Here is a 15,108-nt window from a genome sequence, read left to right as displayed (position 1 = left end):
TGACGTTTTCCAGCTCGTTCGGATAGACGTTGAAGCCGCTGACCACCATCATGTCCTTTTTGCGGTCGATGATGCGGGTGTAGCCCTCGTCGTCCAGCACGCCGATGTCGCCGGTGCGCATATAGCCGTCGGCCGTGAAGGCCTTGGCGGTTTCTGCCGGCTGGTTGTAATAGCCCTGCATGACGTTGGGGCCCTTGATGCACAGCTCGCCCGCCTGACCGTTGGGCAGGTCGCGGCCCTCATCGTCCTTGATGGCGACCGAGATGCCGGGCAGCGGCAGGCCGATGGTGCCGGTGAACTCCTTGTTGGTCACGGGATTGTTCGTGCCGATGGCGCAAGTCTCGCTCATGCCCCAGCCTTCGATCATGGCGCAGCCCGTGGTCTGCTGCCACTGACGCGCCGTGCCTTCGGACGCCGCCATGCCGCCGGCCTGGGAGATGAACAGTTGCGAGAAATCGAGCTGGCGAAACTCGGGGTTGTGGAGCAGGGCGTTGAACAAGGTGTTCACGGCGGGCAGCACGTGGAAGGGGCGCTTCTTGAGCACCTTGACGAATTTCGGGATATCGCGCGGATTGGGGATCAGGCTCAGGCTGCCGCCCAGTCGCATGGCAAACAGGCTCACGGTGAGCGCGAAGATGTGATAGAGCGGCAAGGCCGCCACGATATGGGTTTCGTTGGCCCTGACCCGGCCTTCCAGCGCCGGGGTGAACCAGGTGTGGGCCTGCAGCGTGGCGGCAACGATATTGCGGTGGGTCAGCACCGCACCCTTGGACAGGCCCGTGGTGCCGCCGGTGTATTGCAGAAAGGCCACCGTATCCAGCGTGGCCGTGCTGGCGACGAGCTTGCGTCCTGCGCCCTCGGCCAGGGCCTTGTTGAACAGCGTGACCTGGCGCGTCAGACCGGCACCGTCACTCAGAGGCAGATCGAAGGCCGGAACCATCTTGGCCAGATGGCGCACGGCAAAGGTGATCCAGCTGCCATACAGGCCGCCGAGCAGATCGCCCATGCCGGTCAGGCAGATATGGCGGATGGAGCTGCGCTCCAGCACCTGGCCCAGGGTGTGGGCGAAGTTCTCCAGAATGATGATGGCTGTGGCGCCCGAGTCCCTGAGCTGGTGTTCGAGTTCGCGCGCCGTGTAGAGCGGGTTGACGTTGACGCAGGTGAATCCTGCGCGCAGCACCCCGGCCATGCTGACGGCGAACTGCGGCACATTGGGCAGCATGATGGCCACGCGCGCGCCCGGCTCCAGGCCCAGGCTCTGCAGCCAGGCTCCCATCTGTGCGGAGAATCGGTCCAGCTCGGCATAGCTCATCCAGCGGTCCATGCAGACGGAAAAAGGTCGTTCAGCATGCTGGGAAAAGGCTTCTTCGAGCAGATGTACCAGGGAGCGGTACTGCCCGGGCTGTACATCGTGCGGCACATCGGGCGGATAGTTCTTGAACCAGGGTGCGGCAGCGTCCATGGAAGAGTGACCTTGCAGAAGCCGCCCGTCGTCCAGGGAAGAGGGGCGGCGGGTTGAACAACGGGAGCCAGCGTGCGAAACCTGCGCTGCGGATGATTCTGCGGATGCGGTCTGCCAGGGTCTACGGGGGCTTGTCCTAGGCGTGGACCGCCATGCTTGCTACGCTGCGCATGAGGAGGTGCCGCTTTGAATACCTGGTTCTGGCGCTGTGTGGTGACGGGCAGCTGGCTGGCGCTGCTGCTCTGGTGCAGCTATTGGTGGCCGCGCTCGGCCACCGTGGCCTTGGCGGGCGCGATGCTGATTGCGAGCGGAGCCGGTCTGCAACTGGGCACGCAGATGCTGATGATGCGGGCGGTGCTGCGCAGTCGGGGCGTGCCGCTGCCGCCTGCCAAGGTCGCGCTGCAAGCCTGGCTGTCGGAGTGGCGCTGGGCCTGGCGGCTGTTCGGCTGGCAGATTCCTTTTGGCGAACATGCCGAGCCCGATGGAGTGCCTGCGGATTGCCGGGGCGAGTCCATGCGAGGGCAGGTGGGCGTGGTGCTGGTGCACGGCTATTTCTGCAACCGTGGCGTGTGGGCCGTCTGGCTGCGCGGTCTCAAGGCACGCGGAATTCCCTGCATGGCCATGACGCTGGAGCCCGCGCATGGCAGTCCTGTCGATGCCATGGTGGACGATCTCGACAGATGCGTGAAGGAGATTGTCCAGCGCACGCATCGTGCTCCGCTGCTGGTCGCGCACAGCATGGGCGGTCTGGTGGTGCGGGCCTGGCTCAAGCGGCTCGATGCCGACGAGCGTGGGCGCCATGCGGCCCATGTGGTCACGGTGGCCACGCCCCATGGCGGAGCCTGGCTGGCTCGGTTTGCGCAGCGCCTGCCTGCCGTGGACATGCGCGAGGGCAGCGACTGGCTGCGGCGGCTGGGGCCGCCGCCCCCGGATGTGTCTTTCAGCTGCTGGTGCAGCAGCAGCGACAACATCGTCTTTCCTCCCGACCTGGCGATCCTGCCGGATGCGCAGTGCCACCAGGTCGACGATGCTGCGCATATGCAGTTGCTGTTTGACCCGCGTGTCTGGCAGCACTGCCTGCAGCTGCGGGCTGCGCTGCAGGAGTGTCATCAGGCTGCCGAAGGCGGTGCCTCCGCAGCCGGCCCCGGAGCACGGGGCTGCGGGTCCTGAATCAGGTGGATGTCGGTGGCGGAAACGAGGGCGATCTTCTGCTCGGCACAGCGCTGCAGCAGGCCGAACAGCAGGTCGCTGCGCGTGCTGTAGACATTGCGCGAGCTGGAGACATGGCCGAAGCTGGTGATGTTGACCACGCTGCCGTTGATGGAGTCCACATACATGGATGGTGCAGGGGTGCTCAGTACGGCCTCGTGCTCGGCATACAGGCCCAGCAGCACCTCGCGCAGATGGACGATGTCGGTGTTCAGCGGCACCGAGAACGCGATCGAGATACGGCCCAGCGCACCGTCCATGGTCAGGTTCTGCACGGATTTGGTGATGAATTCCGAGTTCGGCACGATGACGGTGGATTTGTCATCGGTCTGGATCTCGGTGGCGCGCACGCTGATGCGGCGGATATCGCCGACCTGGTCGCCGATGCGCACGCGGTCCCCGAGCTTCACGGGGCGCTCGGCCAGCAGAATCAGGCCCGAGACAAAGTTCTGCGTGATGGCCTGCAGACCAAAGCCGATGCCCACCGACAGGGCGCTGGCCAGCAGAGCCACCTTTTCAAAGCCTATGCCCAGGGCGGCCAGTGTCCAGAGGCCGGACAGCAAAATGCCCGTATAGCGTGCCACGGTGCTGATGGAGTTGCGTGCGCCTATGTCCAGCTCGGTCTTGGGCAGAAAGGTCTCCACCAGCCAGTGCTGCAAGGCACCGAACAGCGTCAGTCCGGCCACCAGCACCAGCAGGCCGCGCAAGATCGTCATCGGACGCAGGAAGGAGTCGCCCACGGGCAGCCCGTTGGTCAGCGTATCGGCCAGCACGATCAGGCTGCTGGAGTTGCCAAAGGGTGCGATCAGCGCCATCAGCCCCAGCAGCAACAGACAGACACGCGTGAAGGCCGACAGCAGAACGCCGATCTGTTCCAGACGCGACTGCTTGAGTCCCGTGCCTGCAGCGAAGCCCTGTCCGATACGGCTCTCGCTGGAGCACAGCCAGGTGAAGAGGTCGTCGGCAAACTTCATCAGCAGCGAGGTCGCCAGCACCACCACGGTGATCCAGACCATTTGCGTGGCTGCGAAGACCGAAAAGTTCAGGTAGCCGATCAGCGCCGCGATGAGCGCGGCCAGCACCGTCAGGTGTCCGCCCAGCCAGGCCAGCATCAGCCAGCGGCTGGTGGCCGCAGGACGGTAATCGTCACCATGGTGGGCGGCTTTTTCGCGCTCAGCCTGTTGCTGGCGCTTGCGTTGCTGGTTGATGACCATCAACACCGACATGATGAGCACGGCATAGATCAGTGCGATCAGTCCGTCCAGGGCCACGCTGCTGACGGCGCTGGTGCGTGCGGCTATGTCCACCGCGTTGAGCATCATCGAGAACCAGGTCAGGCCGGCGGCCCCCCAGGCGAAGCGTGTGAGTGACGGGGCGGCGATGTCGTCGATATTGAGCAGGCGCCAGGTGGGACGTTTGGGCACCAGCAGGCAGGCGCTGACGGAGAGGAAAAAGGCTGCGACAAATGAGGATTGAATCCAGGCGTCGGCCACGGTTTGCAGTCGCGGCGCAATCGCGTCGATGGAGCGCAGGCTTTCGATGAACACCAGACTGGCCAGGCCCGGCAGCGCCGAGCCGACCACCAGCATCCATACGGCCAGGCCGGTCCGGCGCAGCCGCCCGTTGGGTGCGTGCTCGGAGGCTGCAAATTTGCGACCGGCATAGCGCAGGCCGATGCGCAGCGGAAACATCACGAACAGCGCCAGGGCAATGCCGGCCAGCGTGGCTGACCAGCCATGTTCGGCAATGGCCGCGCCAAAGCTGGCTCGACCCTGGCGTGTCAGCGCCGCAATGCGTTGAAGGTCGGTGGGCAGATGCTCGGCAAACTGTTTCCACAGCGAAGGCGACAGCGGCGACGCCACCTTGCGTGCAATCTGCGCATTGAACTGCTGCGTGCGGATTTTCTCGATGCTGTCCGTGGTCTGCTTGGCCTCCATGGACAGCAGCTTGCCGCGCTTGAGCGCGGAGTCCAGCTCGCTGTGCTGTTGGGCCAGATCCTTGCGCTGCAGGGTCAGCTCCGGGGATTCCTCGCTGCCTTCGGCCACCGGCCCCAGCTGGGCAATGCGGGCATCGATCTGCTTGAGCAGCGGCTCCAGCGCCGTGACGGCACTGTCGGCGTCGCGTTTGGACTGCAGCGCTTTCTCGGACAGGGCCTGCAGGGTCTCGGAGGTGTCGGCATCGTCCAGCGACTGGCGTACCTTGTCCAGCGCGGTCGATGCCTGTTGAATCTGGGCGATGGACGTGGTCTGGATGTCGCCATTGGCAGGCAGCTCGGCCGCAACGGCCAGACCTATGCAAAGTTGGAGCGCTAAAAGCCAGCGCAGCAGTGGGTTGCAGCGGTAATGCATTGTGAAGAAGTGAGTGGGCGGCAGTTTGCCTCTGGCGCTCACTATAGGTGCAATGCAGCGGGCAGGGTTTCAGGGCGCAGCCGGAAGGAGCCGTGCCTGCGGCCTGGGTGCCCGGCTTCGAATGCTACTGAAAATGGAGCGATATGCGCTTCATCGACAAGGCATGAGGCCGAATTTCCATCCGGAAACCCGGCGCAGGGACTCGCGCTGTGCGGGGCGCGCTTCGGTATACATCCGCTGACTAAATCAGCTGTTCGCCGGGCAGCAACTCCTTGGCGCCGATGGTGGGCAACTGGCGCAGTTGTTCGTACAGCGGCGCAAAGTCGGTATCCGCCAGGTTCAGCAGATGGGGCATATCGTCGATCACGAAATAGGTCTGCTGATAGGTGTCGATCTTGTAGAGCGTGCGCATGGCGCGCTCCAGCTGCAGCGGAAGTCGATGGGGCTGCGGGCTGTTGACGCTGTACTCCAGCTCGCCCACGGAGCTGAGAATGCCGGCGCCATAGGCACGCACGCCGCCGTTCTCGCGGATCAGGCCGAACTCCACCGTATACCAGTACAGGCGCGACAGCATCTCGCAGGCGCCGAGCTCGGCCGCCTTGAGGCCGCCCTGACCATAGGCCTGGATGAAATCGGCCATGACGGGGTTGAACAGCAGCGGCACATGGCCGAAGAGGTCGTGAAAGATATCGGGCTCGACGATGTACTCGAACTCCTCGGGCTTGCGTATCCAGTCCGTGACCGGGAATTTGCGCTGGGCCAGCAGCGAGAAGAACGGCACCTCGGGAATCAGGCCCGGCACGCCCACGATCTCCCAGCCCGTGGCCTTGAACAGGCGTTCGTTGACTTCCTCGAAGCGTGGAATGCGTTCCTTGGCGCCCAGCGACGGCAGGGCGTCAATGAAATGCTGGCTGGCACGGCCTGGCAGCAGGGCGGATTGGCGCTCGTAGAGACGATGGTAGGTGTCATGCTCGGCCTCGGTGTAGGCCGCATAGTCCTGCGTGCAGGTGTAGTCGGCATGGGCTCGTGTGTAGTCCCCGCGCGGCGGGCGGTCGGACTGGCCGTAGACGACGGGTGCTGCGCCCACGGCGCCTGCGGTGCTGCTCTGGATGTGGTTCATGAGGCACTCCCTGGGGTGAGGGGTCGCAAAGACTGCGGCCACGGCTCATGGCCGGGTCGCAGCGGAGTGAAGGGAAAGCGGGAAAAACGAGAAAAGCGCGCCCGGGGCGGCCTCAGTGCATCTGCACCTGGGTGCGCTTGAGCAGCTGCCCGTAGCGCGCATGCTCGGCCTGCACCAGACGGGAAAAGTCCTGCAGGCGCAGGTCGTCGCGCACCACGCCCATGGCATCGAAATACTGCTGTACCTCTGGCCTTTGCAGCGTCTGGCCAAAAGCTTCCGACCAGCGTCTGGCCTGGCTGTCCGTGATGCCTGCGGTGGCAAAGATGCCGAACCAGGTGCTCAGATTCATGCCCTTGATGCTTTCGTCCAGGCTGGGCACCTCCGGCAGAGCCGGCAGCGGCGATCGCCAGGTCACGCCAATCGCCTTGAGCCTGCCGGCGCGCAGATGGGGCAGGGCCGAGGCGATGTTGTCGAACATCAGATCGGCGGTTCCCTCGAGCAGTGCCGACAGCGCCGGCCTGGCCCCGCCGAACGGCAAATGCTGCAGCGGCACCTGGGTCAGCGACTGGAACCACTGGCCCGCGATATGGCCGATGCTGCCGTTGCCCGCCGAGGCATAGCGCAGGGGCTGACGGTGCTTGGACATGAAGCGCAGCAAATCCTCGGGCGCATAGATGCGCCATTGCATGGCCAGCTCGCTGCGCATGACCAGAACATGCGGCATGCGGGCCACCAGCGTCAGCGGCTGAAAGTCGCGCAGCGGATCGTAGGGCAGCTGAGGGTTGAGCCAGGGCAGGATGGCATGGGTGGCCACGGCGCCCATCAGCAGCATGGGCTCGCGTGCGCCTGCCCGGGCCACCATGGCGGCACCCGTCGCACCCCCTTCTCCCGGGACATTGAGCACGTTGATATTGCCCAGGGCCGTGGTTTCCTGCGCCAGCTTGCGCGCCGAGCGGTCCAGCGGCCCACCCGCCGCATAGGGGACGACCAGCGAGAGTTCGTTGCGGCTGCGGCTGGAATTCGAAGGCAGGGCACTCGCATCCCTTGCAGCGTGCGCGCTGTGCCCAAACACGGTCGTGGCCGAAGCCGCCGCCAGCGACAGGGCCTGGCGACGGGAGAGCAGGGGCGCGTCCGGCCCCGGTGCTCTGCAGTCCTCGGGGGCTGTAGCGGGGGGCTGATGGAGGCGCGACACTTGATCCTTCCGGGCGTTGAGGCGGGCTGCGGGGATTCACGCCGGGCGTGAATGCGGCAGTGCAGCATGACGGAAAGTATAGGGACGGAAAGCGCGCGCCACATGGTCCGTTTGACGGAGTGGTAACCATTGGTATCTTTTTGACGCACATCGTTGCACCAGGTCCCCGTCCGGCCACACTGCCAGCGAACGCGAGTGGCGGGTGTTGGCCGGGGCGGTGCATGATCGGCTCCGTCGCAGCTCAGGCCTTGAGCACGCCGCGGCGCATCTGGTCGAGCTCCATGGTCTCGAACAGCGCCTTGAAATTGCCCTCGCCAAAGCCGCTATTGCCCTTGCGCTGGATGAATTCGAAGAAGATGGGGCCCAGCTGGTTTTCACTGAAGATCTGCAGCAGGAGTTCGCCGGGCTGGCCGTCCACCAGGATATTGCGCGCCAGCAGCTCGGAGATGGGCTCCTGCAGGTCCGGGATGCGCTTGGGCAGCAGTTCGTAATAGGTCTCGCTGGTGTTCAGCAGCTTGATGCCGTTCATCTGCAGACCGTCCACGGTGTCATAGAGGTTGGTCGATCCCAGTGCGATGTGCTGGATGCCTTCGCCGTGGTACATGTCCAGATATTCCTGGATCTGGCCGGCCTTGTCGTTGCCTTCCTCGTTGATGGGAATGCGGATCTTCCCGCAGGGGCTGGTCATGGCCTTGCTCTTGACGCCTGTGGCCTGGCCTTCGATGTCGAAGTAGCGGATCTCGCGGAAGTTGAAGATGCGCTCGTAGAACTCGGCCAGCTCGGCCATGCGGCCGCGGTAGACGTTGTTGGTCAGGTGGTCGATATAGGTCAGGCCCAGGCCCTCGGGGTGGAGGTCGGCACAGGGCAGAGGCTCGAAGTCCACGTCGAAGAAGCTGATGTTGCCCAGATCGCCGTCCTTGGCGCCGTTCTTGCCGCGCCATTTGTCGATGAAATAGATCAGGGAATCGCCAATGCCCTTGATGGCGGGAATGCTCAGTTCGCCGGGGGCGGCCTGCTGGGCGTAGCCCCAGGCCCCCAGTGAAGTGGCTCGCTCGTAGGCGTACTTGGCGTCGTTGACGCGGATGGCGATGGCGCAGACGCTGGGGCCGTGCAGGCGCGCGAAGCGCTGGGCAAAGCTGTCGGGCTCGGCATTGATGATGAAGTTGATCTCGCCCTGGCGATACAGGGTCACGTTCTTGCGGCGGTGTCTGGCGATCGCCTGGAAGCCCATGCGCTCGAACAGCTGGCCCATGGCCACGGGATCGGGGGCGGCGTATTCGACAAACTCGAAGCCGTCCGTTCCCATGGGGTTGTCCCAGGTCTGGAAGGGGCTGGCGTTGCTTTGGGTCAGTGGGGCGTTCATGGCAGAGGTCTCCATCGGATAGGGGCACAACACATGAAGAACAGGTGTCGACGATGGATTCACTGTAGGACAGGCAGCAGACAAGCTTCATGCAAAAATGGCTTGGCGACAAACCCGTCAATGCATGAAAATTGCATGGAAATATGATTTCATGCAATTTAAATGGTTATCAAGGGTTAACCATTAAGAAAAACTGCGCTGTTTTTATAATCTGCCGCCATGAGTCCCATGCACACCATCGACAAACTGGACAAGGCAATTCTGCGCCGATTGCAGGCCAATGGCCGAGAAACTTATGACGTCATCGGGGAGCAGGTCGGCCTCTCGCCCAGTGCCGTGCTGCGCCGAGTCAAGCGGCTGGAGGAAAACGGGGTCATCGACCGCTATGTGGCCCTGGTACAGCCCGAGACTGTGGGCCTGGGCCTGACGGCCTATATCAATGTGCGTCTGGAAAAATATACCGAAACCAGCAAGCGCAATCCGATGGATGTGTTTCGCGCCAGCGTGCAGACCTGGCCCGAGGTGGTCGAGTGCGTCTCCCTCACTGGCGAGATGGACTATCTGCTGCGGGTGGTGGTGGCGGACATGCAGCATTACAGTCGCTTCATCATGGACACGCTGCTCAAACACCCCAGCGTTCAGGACTGCAAAACCAGCTTTGTCATGGACCGCGTCAAGGTCACGACGGCCGTGCCGCTGTAGTTCTTCTCAGCGGATCGTGGCATAGCCGGAAATAGACGCTAAGGTGTTGAATTAACGCCAAATCCTTACAAGAATGTTGCAATGCAATATGGTGCTTGTGAAGATTCGGGTTTTTACCTATATTTCAGGCTATGAACCTCCCCAAAGACTGGTTGACATCGCCCTGGAAGGCCGGCTCCGGCTGGCTGCGAGACATGGGCAAGGCCCATGGCGCCGAGCGTCGCTCGCCGTCCTTGGTGCCTATCCGTTCGCTGAGTCCGCGCCATCGCGACCGCATTGTCAAGCATCTGCTCAAGCTGGATGCGCGTGACCGCTATCTGCGGTTCGGCTATGCGGCCAACGACGAGCAGGTGCGTCGCTATGTCGAGCAGCTTGATTTCGAGCGCGACGATATTTTCGGCATCTTCAACCGTCGGCTGGAATTGATTTCCATGGCGCACCTGGCCTTTGCCGGCCATCCCGAGCATCAGAAATGCGCGGAATTCGGCGTTTCCGTGCTCAAGAGCGCACGCGGCAAGGGCTTGGGTGCACGCTTGTTTGCGCGTGCCGTGCTGCATGCGCGCAGCAAGAACGTGAGCATGATGTTCATTCATGCGCTGTCCGAGAACACGGCCATGCTCAAGATTGCGCGCAACGCCGGTGCCACCGTCAAGCGCGAGGGCTCGGAGTCGGAAGCCTACCTGGAGCTGCCGCCTGCCGACTTCGAGACCCATGTCAGCGACCTGGTGACCGAGCATCTGGGCGAGATGGACTACCAGCTCAAGAAGCAGGCTGTCAATTTCTGGACTTTTCTGGCCGGTGTGCAGGAAGTGCGCAAGGGCGTCCAGGAAGGTCGGCACAAGTCGGGCGAGTAATCCGTCTTGTGAAGCCGGTTCGGCAGCAGAGCAGCATAGACAAGCGCTGTCTGCTATCAAAACAGTTTTGCCTGAACTCGCCCAGAGATAGCGGTTCATGGCTTTTGTGAGCTGGCAAGCCGTCTGCCAACACAATCCGTTATTCTTGGAGACTTGTTTGACTACCGCACGTCCTGCACTCCAAGACAGTGTCCGACCCCCATCCTGCGCGCCTTCCCGAGAAGGAAGACAAGCGAAGCTTCCTGCAAAAGGTGGCTGAGTTCATCCATCCGGCACCGGAATCTCCTGATGAACTGATCGAAACCCTGGCCGAAGCCGAAGACAACCAGGTCATCGGCACCGAGTCCCGCGTCATGCTGGAGCGCGTGATCCGCATGGCCGACATGAGCGCCGGGGAAGTCATGGTGGCTGCGCCACGCATGGACCTCGTCAATATTGACGCTCCTTACGAAGAAATCCTGCACCAGGTTCTCACCACGGCACATTCGCGCTTTCCGGTCTACCAGGGCGAGCGCGAGAATATCATTGGCATTCTAATGGCCAAGGATTTGCTCAAGCTGCAGCGTTCTCCCACACTGAACATTCGTGCGCTGGTGCGCCCCGCCGTCTTCGTGCCGGAGAGCAAGGGCCTGAATGATCTGCTGCGCGAGTTCCGCGCCAATCGCAATCATCTGGCGGTCGTCATCGACGAGTTTGGCCGTGTCGCCGGCCTGGTGACGATCGAGGATGTACTGGAAGAAATCGTGGGCGAGATCGAGGACGAGTTCGACATCCCCGAGGACGAAGGCGATATCTTTGCCCTGGCCGACAACAGCTATCGCGTTGCAGGCGATGCCAGCATCGAGCATGTGAGCGAGGAGTTCGAGACTTCGCTGCATGCCAGCGATCCCGATGCCGAGTTCGACACGATCGGAGGGTTGATCGCCCATGAAATCGGCCATGTGCCCAGGCGCGGCGAGCAGATTCACCTGGGTGGCCTGGAGTTCACCGTGCTCCACACCAAGGGCGGTGCGGTGCGCTGGTTCAAGGTGGTGCGCGATCCTTCGCCGGACAGCCTGGTTCGCAACTGATCGCGATTTGCGCAAATCCGGGTCGGGCCTTGTGTGATGCCGGTGGAGATACTGCTTGTGCCTCTTGTTTCGCACCAGTCCTGGCCATACCTCGTATGCTTGAATTCACCCAACCATCCGGTTGGGTGTTTTGCTCGTGCCAGCCGACTCCTATGACCACCACTGCATCTTCCGTTGAGACTGCTGCTGCCAGACCACATGGCTGGATGAGCACGCTGTTGCTAGTCCTTGCCGGCGGCCTGCAGGCTCTTTCGCTAGCCTGGCCCTGGGCTCGCGGCCAGGGTGACGGCTGGTTGAGCCTGGCCGGAGGCTATGGCCGTCCGATGTGGTGGCTGCAGATTCTGTCCCTGGCGGTGCTGGTCCATGCACTGCTGGGGGCTCGCACCGCCGGCCGGGCGGCAGGCCGGGCCTGGCTGTTCGGCTTGGCCTGGCTGGCTGCCACCTTCTGGTGGCTATTCATCTCCATGCACACCTATGGCGGCCTCGCGGCACCTCTGGCGGTGGCTGCCGTTCTGGCACTCGCGGGCTTTCTGGGCTGCTATTACGCCGTGGCCGCATGGTGTTTCAAGCATCTGGTGCAGGTCCCTGCCGCGCTGTCAACCCTGGTTTTTGCAGCACTGTGGACCCTGGCCGAGCTGGCACGCGGCTGGCTCTGGACCGGTTTCCCCTGGGGGGCCGGCGGCTATGCCCATGTGGAAGGCCCCCTGGCCGTACTGCCGCGCTGGATTGGCGTCTATGGCACGGGCTTCGTGGCGTCCTGGGCAGCGGCCTGGCTGGCCCTGCTGGTCTGGCGTGCCCAGACCCGGTCCGCAGTGCTGAAATCCGGGCCGGCCCTGGTCTGCGCCCTGGCCCTGGGCCTGGCATGGGGAGGGTTGTGGTGGTCGCGCGACAGCGCCGTTGCCGCGCCCGGCCAGCAGACCGGCATGAGCGTGGAGCTGCTGCAGGGCAATATTCCCCAGGATGAGAAGTTTGAAATGGGCTCGGGCGTCGTGGTGGCGTTGCGCTGGTATGCCCAGCAGCTGCATGACGCCAGGGCGCAACTGGTCGTGGCACCCGAGACAGCCATTCCGCTGCTGCCCCAGCAGCTTCCCGAGGGCTATCTGGACTTCGTGCGTGCACCTTTTGTCGCCAAGGACTCCCGCCGTGCGGCGCTGGTGGGGCTTCCGCTGGGCAACTGGGACCAGGGCTTCACCAACACGGTCGAAGGCTGGCTGCCTGGGCAGGACCGTCCATATCAATACGACAAGCACCATCTGGTGCCGTTTGGGGAGTTCATTCCACCCATGTTCCGCTGGTTCACCGAGCTCATGAATATCCCGCTCGGCGACTTCAACCGCGGCGCACTGGGCCAGCCTTCCATGAACTGGGCGGGCGAGCGCCTGTCACCGAATATCTGCTACGAGGATCTTTTCGGCGAAGAGCTGGCAGCCCATTTCGGCCATGCGGCGACGGCTCCCACGGTGCTGGTGAATCTCAGCAATATCGGCTGGTTCGGGGATTCCGTGGCCATTGATCAGCATCTGTCAATCAGCCGCATGCGAACGCTGGAGTTCGAGCGCCCCATGTTGCGCGCGACGAACACCGGCGCCACGGTGGTGATCGATCACAGGGGGCAACTGGTGAAAGCACTGGCGCCGTTCGAGCGCGCGGTGCTGCAGGGGCGGGTTCAGGGGCGCGAGGGGCTGACGCCTTATGCGCGCTGGGTGCATGCCTTGGGCCTGACGCCTCTGACGCTGCTGTGCCTTGTGCTCTGTGCCTTGGCCTGGCGGCCGTCCAAAAGGCCGGGTAAGGCGTAGTGGCGCGCACGGAATAAGCCATGCCGGCCTCAGAGGCTGTGGCATTTGTGGCAGAGTCTTGGGCCTGAAAACGGGTATTGTGTCCCGGGTAGGGCTGCGAGCCTTGATAATCCCATGTTGTACCGCCCGCAGTGCGCGCGCGCAGAGGCTCGGGTCCCGTCACCCCAAATATAGAGTAACAGGTAGCTTGCACAGGCTGCCGCGGAGCAATTGAGAGAATGGCTGAATCTTTTTCCTACGAACAACTGATCGCTTCCGGTGAAGGCAAGCTGTTTGGTCCCGATAGCGGACGCCTGCCCCTGCCTCCCATGCTGATGTTTGATCGCATCACGCATATCGACGAGGACGGCGGTGCCCATGGTCTGGGCAAGATTGTTGCGGAACTGGACGTCAAGCCCGATCTGTGGTTCTTTGATTGCCACTTCCGAGGCGACCCCGTGATGCCCGGCTGCCTGGGCCTGGACGCCATGTGGCAACTGATCGGCTTTTACCTGACCTGGCTGCGCCTGCCCGGTCGCGGCCGCGCACTGGGTGCGGGTGAAGTCAAGTTCACTGGCGAAGTGGGCCCCGATGTCAAACTCGTGACATATGAAATTGATATCAAGCGAGTCATCAAGCGCAAGCTGAACATGGCCATCGGCGACGCACGCCTGCTGGCCGACGGCAAGGAAATTTACGTGGCCAATGACCTGCGCGTGGGTCTGTTCCTGCGTGAAGGTGATGCCAAGGGAACGGCAGCATGAGCAAGAAGCGGGTAGTGATCACCGGCGCGGGCATTGTCTCGTGCATCGGCAATGATCTGGCAACGGTGGAGGCCTCGCTGCGCGAGGGCAAGAGCGGCATCAAGGCCATGCCCGAGTTCACGGAGCTGGGCATGCGCTCGCAGGTGGCAGGCATTCCCGAGATCGATATCGAGGCGCGCATCGACCGCAAGCAGCTGCGCTTCATGGGCGATGCTGCGGCTTATTCACAGATCGCTCTCGAAGATGCGATCCAGCAAGCCGGTCTCACGCCCGAACAGGTGAGCAACCCGCGCACCGGTCTCATCATGGGCTCGGGCGGCGGCTCGCCGGCCAATCAGATCGAGGCAGCCGATACGCTGCGTGAAAAAGGTATCCGCCGCGTCGGCCCTTACCAGGTCACACGCTGCATGAGCTCCACGGTGTCGGCCTGCCTGGCCACCAACTTCAAGGTCAAGGGCATCAACTACTCCATCACCTCGGCATGCTCCACGTCGGCCCACTGTATCGGGGCCGCAGCCCAGCAGATCGCCTGGGGCATGCAGGATGTGATGTTTGCCGGCGGCGGCGAAGAGCTGTCCTGGGGCATGTCGCTGCTGTTCGACGGCATGGGAGCCATGTCCAGCAAGTACAACGAGACACCCGAGAAGGCCTCGCGTGCCTACGATGCCAACCGCGACGGTTTCGTGATCGCCGGCGGCGGCGGTGCGGTGGTGCTCGAAAGCCTGGACCATGCGCTGGCGCGCGGTGCCCACATCCTGGCCGAAGTGGTGGGCTTTGGTGCCACCAGCGATGGCGAGGACATGGTCGCGCCCTCGGGCGATGGCGCCATCGCCTGCATGAAGCAGGCCATGGAAACCGTGGATGCGCCGATCGACTACATCAACACCCACGGCACATCGACCCCCGTGGGCGACATGCAGGAAGTTCGCGCCATGCGCGAGCTGTTCGGGGACCAGGTGCCTCCGTTCTCGTCCACCAAGTCGCTGACCGGTCACTCGCTGGGTGCGACCGGTGTGCAGGAGGCGATTTACTGCCTGATCATGCTGAACAAGGGCTTTATCGCAGGGTCCGTGAACGTGGAGACCCCCGACCCGTTGCTGGGCGACATGCCTCTGGTCACCCGCACCCGCGATGCCGAACTCAAGACCGTGCTGTCCAACAGCTTCGGCTTTGGCGGCACCAATGCCTCCCTGGTGCTCAAGCGCTGGGAAGGCCGGTAAGCTGCAGCCTTGGATCGCAAGCCCGCTTG

12 protein-coding genes are annotated in these 15,108 nt (G+C 63.2%); 7 read left to right on the top strand and 5 right to left on the bottom strand.

The window, feature by feature from the left end:
• Positions 1-1,462, bottom strand: a 1,462-nt coding sequence (locus tag E2583_RS15305) for an AMP-binding protein (protein WP_291597063.1), incomplete at its 3' end; no start/stop codon positions are given.
• Between the two features lie 186 nt (positions 1,463-1,648).
• On the opposite strand from E2583_RS15305, the gene E2583_RS15300 reads away from it, so the two are divergent.
• Positions 1,649-2,632 (top strand): alpha/beta fold hydrolase, encoded by a 984-nt coding sequence (locus E2583_RS15300; protein WP_291597061.1) that lies wholly within the window; start codon positions 1,649-1,651, stop codon positions 2,630-2,632.
• On the opposite strand, the gene E2583_RS15295 is transcribed toward E2583_RS15300, so the two are convergent.
• The 4 genes from E2583_RS15295 to hppD all read right to left on the bottom strand — a co-directional run bounded on the left by E2583_RS15295 (position 2,572) and on the right by hppD (position 8,694).
• The gene (locus E2583_RS15295) at positions 2,572-5,019 is read right to left on the bottom strand and encodes a DUF3772 domain-containing protein (RefSeq protein WP_291597059.1); all 2,448 of its coding nucleotides are present in this window, start codon (positions 5,017-5,019) and stop codon (positions 2,572-2,574) included. The genes E2583_RS15300 and E2583_RS15295 overlap by 61 nt on opposite strands.
• Before the next feature lie 241 nt (positions 5,020-5,260).
• Entirely contained in the window at positions 5,261-6,139 is an 879-nt protein-coding gene (phhA, locus tag E2583_RS15290; RefSeq protein WP_291597057.1) for a phenylalanine 4-monooxygenase, read from the bottom strand.
• Positions 6,140-6,251: 112 nt separating this feature from the next.
• Complete coding sequence (locus E2583_RS15285) at positions 6,252-7,331, bottom strand: tripartite tricarboxylate transporter substrate binding protein (RefSeq protein WP_291597055.1); 1,080 nt, start codon at positions 7,329-7,331, stop codon at positions 6,252-6,254.
• A gap of 241 nt (positions 7,332-7,572) precedes the next feature.
• On the bottom strand, positions 7,573-8,694 hold the full coding sequence (hppD, locus tag E2583_RS15280; protein ID WP_291597054.1) for a 4-hydroxyphenylpyruvate dioxygenase: 1,122 nt from the start codon (positions 8,692-8,694) through the stop codon (positions 7,573-7,575).
• A 219-nt stretch (positions 8,695-8,913) separates the two neighbouring features.
• Between hppD and E2583_RS15275 the strand changes: the two genes are divergently transcribed.
• From E2583_RS15275 to fabB, 6 genes are all read left to right on the top strand, one after another.
• Positions 8,914-9,396 (top strand): Lrp/AsnC family transcriptional regulator, encoded by a 483-nt coding sequence (locus E2583_RS15275; protein ID WP_003050977.1) that lies wholly within the window; start codon positions 8,914-8,916, stop codon positions 9,394-9,396.
• A 131-nt stretch (positions 9,397-9,527) separates the two neighbouring features.
• Positions 9,528-10,250: a GNAT family N-acetyltransferase gene (locus E2583_RS15270; protein ID WP_291597053.1), complete on the top strand. Its 723-nt coding sequence runs from the start codon at positions 9,528-9,530 to the stop codon at positions 10,248-10,250.
• A gap of 188 nt (positions 10,251-10,438) precedes the next feature.
• Positions 10,439-11,320: an HlyC/CorC family transporter gene (locus tag E2583_RS15265; protein WP_291597052.1), complete on the top strand. Its 882-nt coding sequence runs from the start codon at positions 10,439-10,441 to the stop codon at positions 11,318-11,320.
• A gap of 152 nt (positions 11,321-11,472) precedes the next feature.
• Complete coding sequence (gene lnt / locus E2583_RS15260; RefSeq protein WP_291597050.1) at positions 11,473-13,116, top strand: apolipoprotein N-acyltransferase; 1,644 nt, start codon at positions 11,473-11,475, stop codon at positions 13,114-13,116.
• A 218-nt stretch (positions 13,117-13,334) separates the two neighbouring features.
• On the top strand, positions 13,335-13,859 hold the full coding sequence (fabA, locus tag E2583_RS15255; protein WP_291597049.1) for a bifunctional 3-hydroxydecanoyl-ACP dehydratase/trans-2-decenoyl-ACP isomerase: 525 nt from the start codon (positions 13,335-13,337) through the stop codon (positions 13,857-13,859).
• Positions 13,856-15,079 (top strand): beta-ketoacyl-ACP synthase I, encoded by a 1,224-nt coding sequence (gene fabB, locus E2583_RS15250; protein WP_291597046.1) that lies wholly within the window; start codon positions 13,856-13,858, stop codon positions 15,077-15,079. The genes fabA and fabB overlap by 4 nt, the downstream gene beginning before the upstream one ends.
• Positions 15,080-15,108: the final 29 nt, after the last annotated feature.

Source organism: Comamonas sp., from assembly GCF_009360615.1.
Lineage (GTDB): Bacteria > Pseudomonadota > Gammaproteobacteria > Burkholderiales > Burkholderiaceae_C > Comamonas.
Note: the sequence above shows the minus strand (reverse complement) of the source record. Positions and strands in the feature narration are given on the sequence as shown.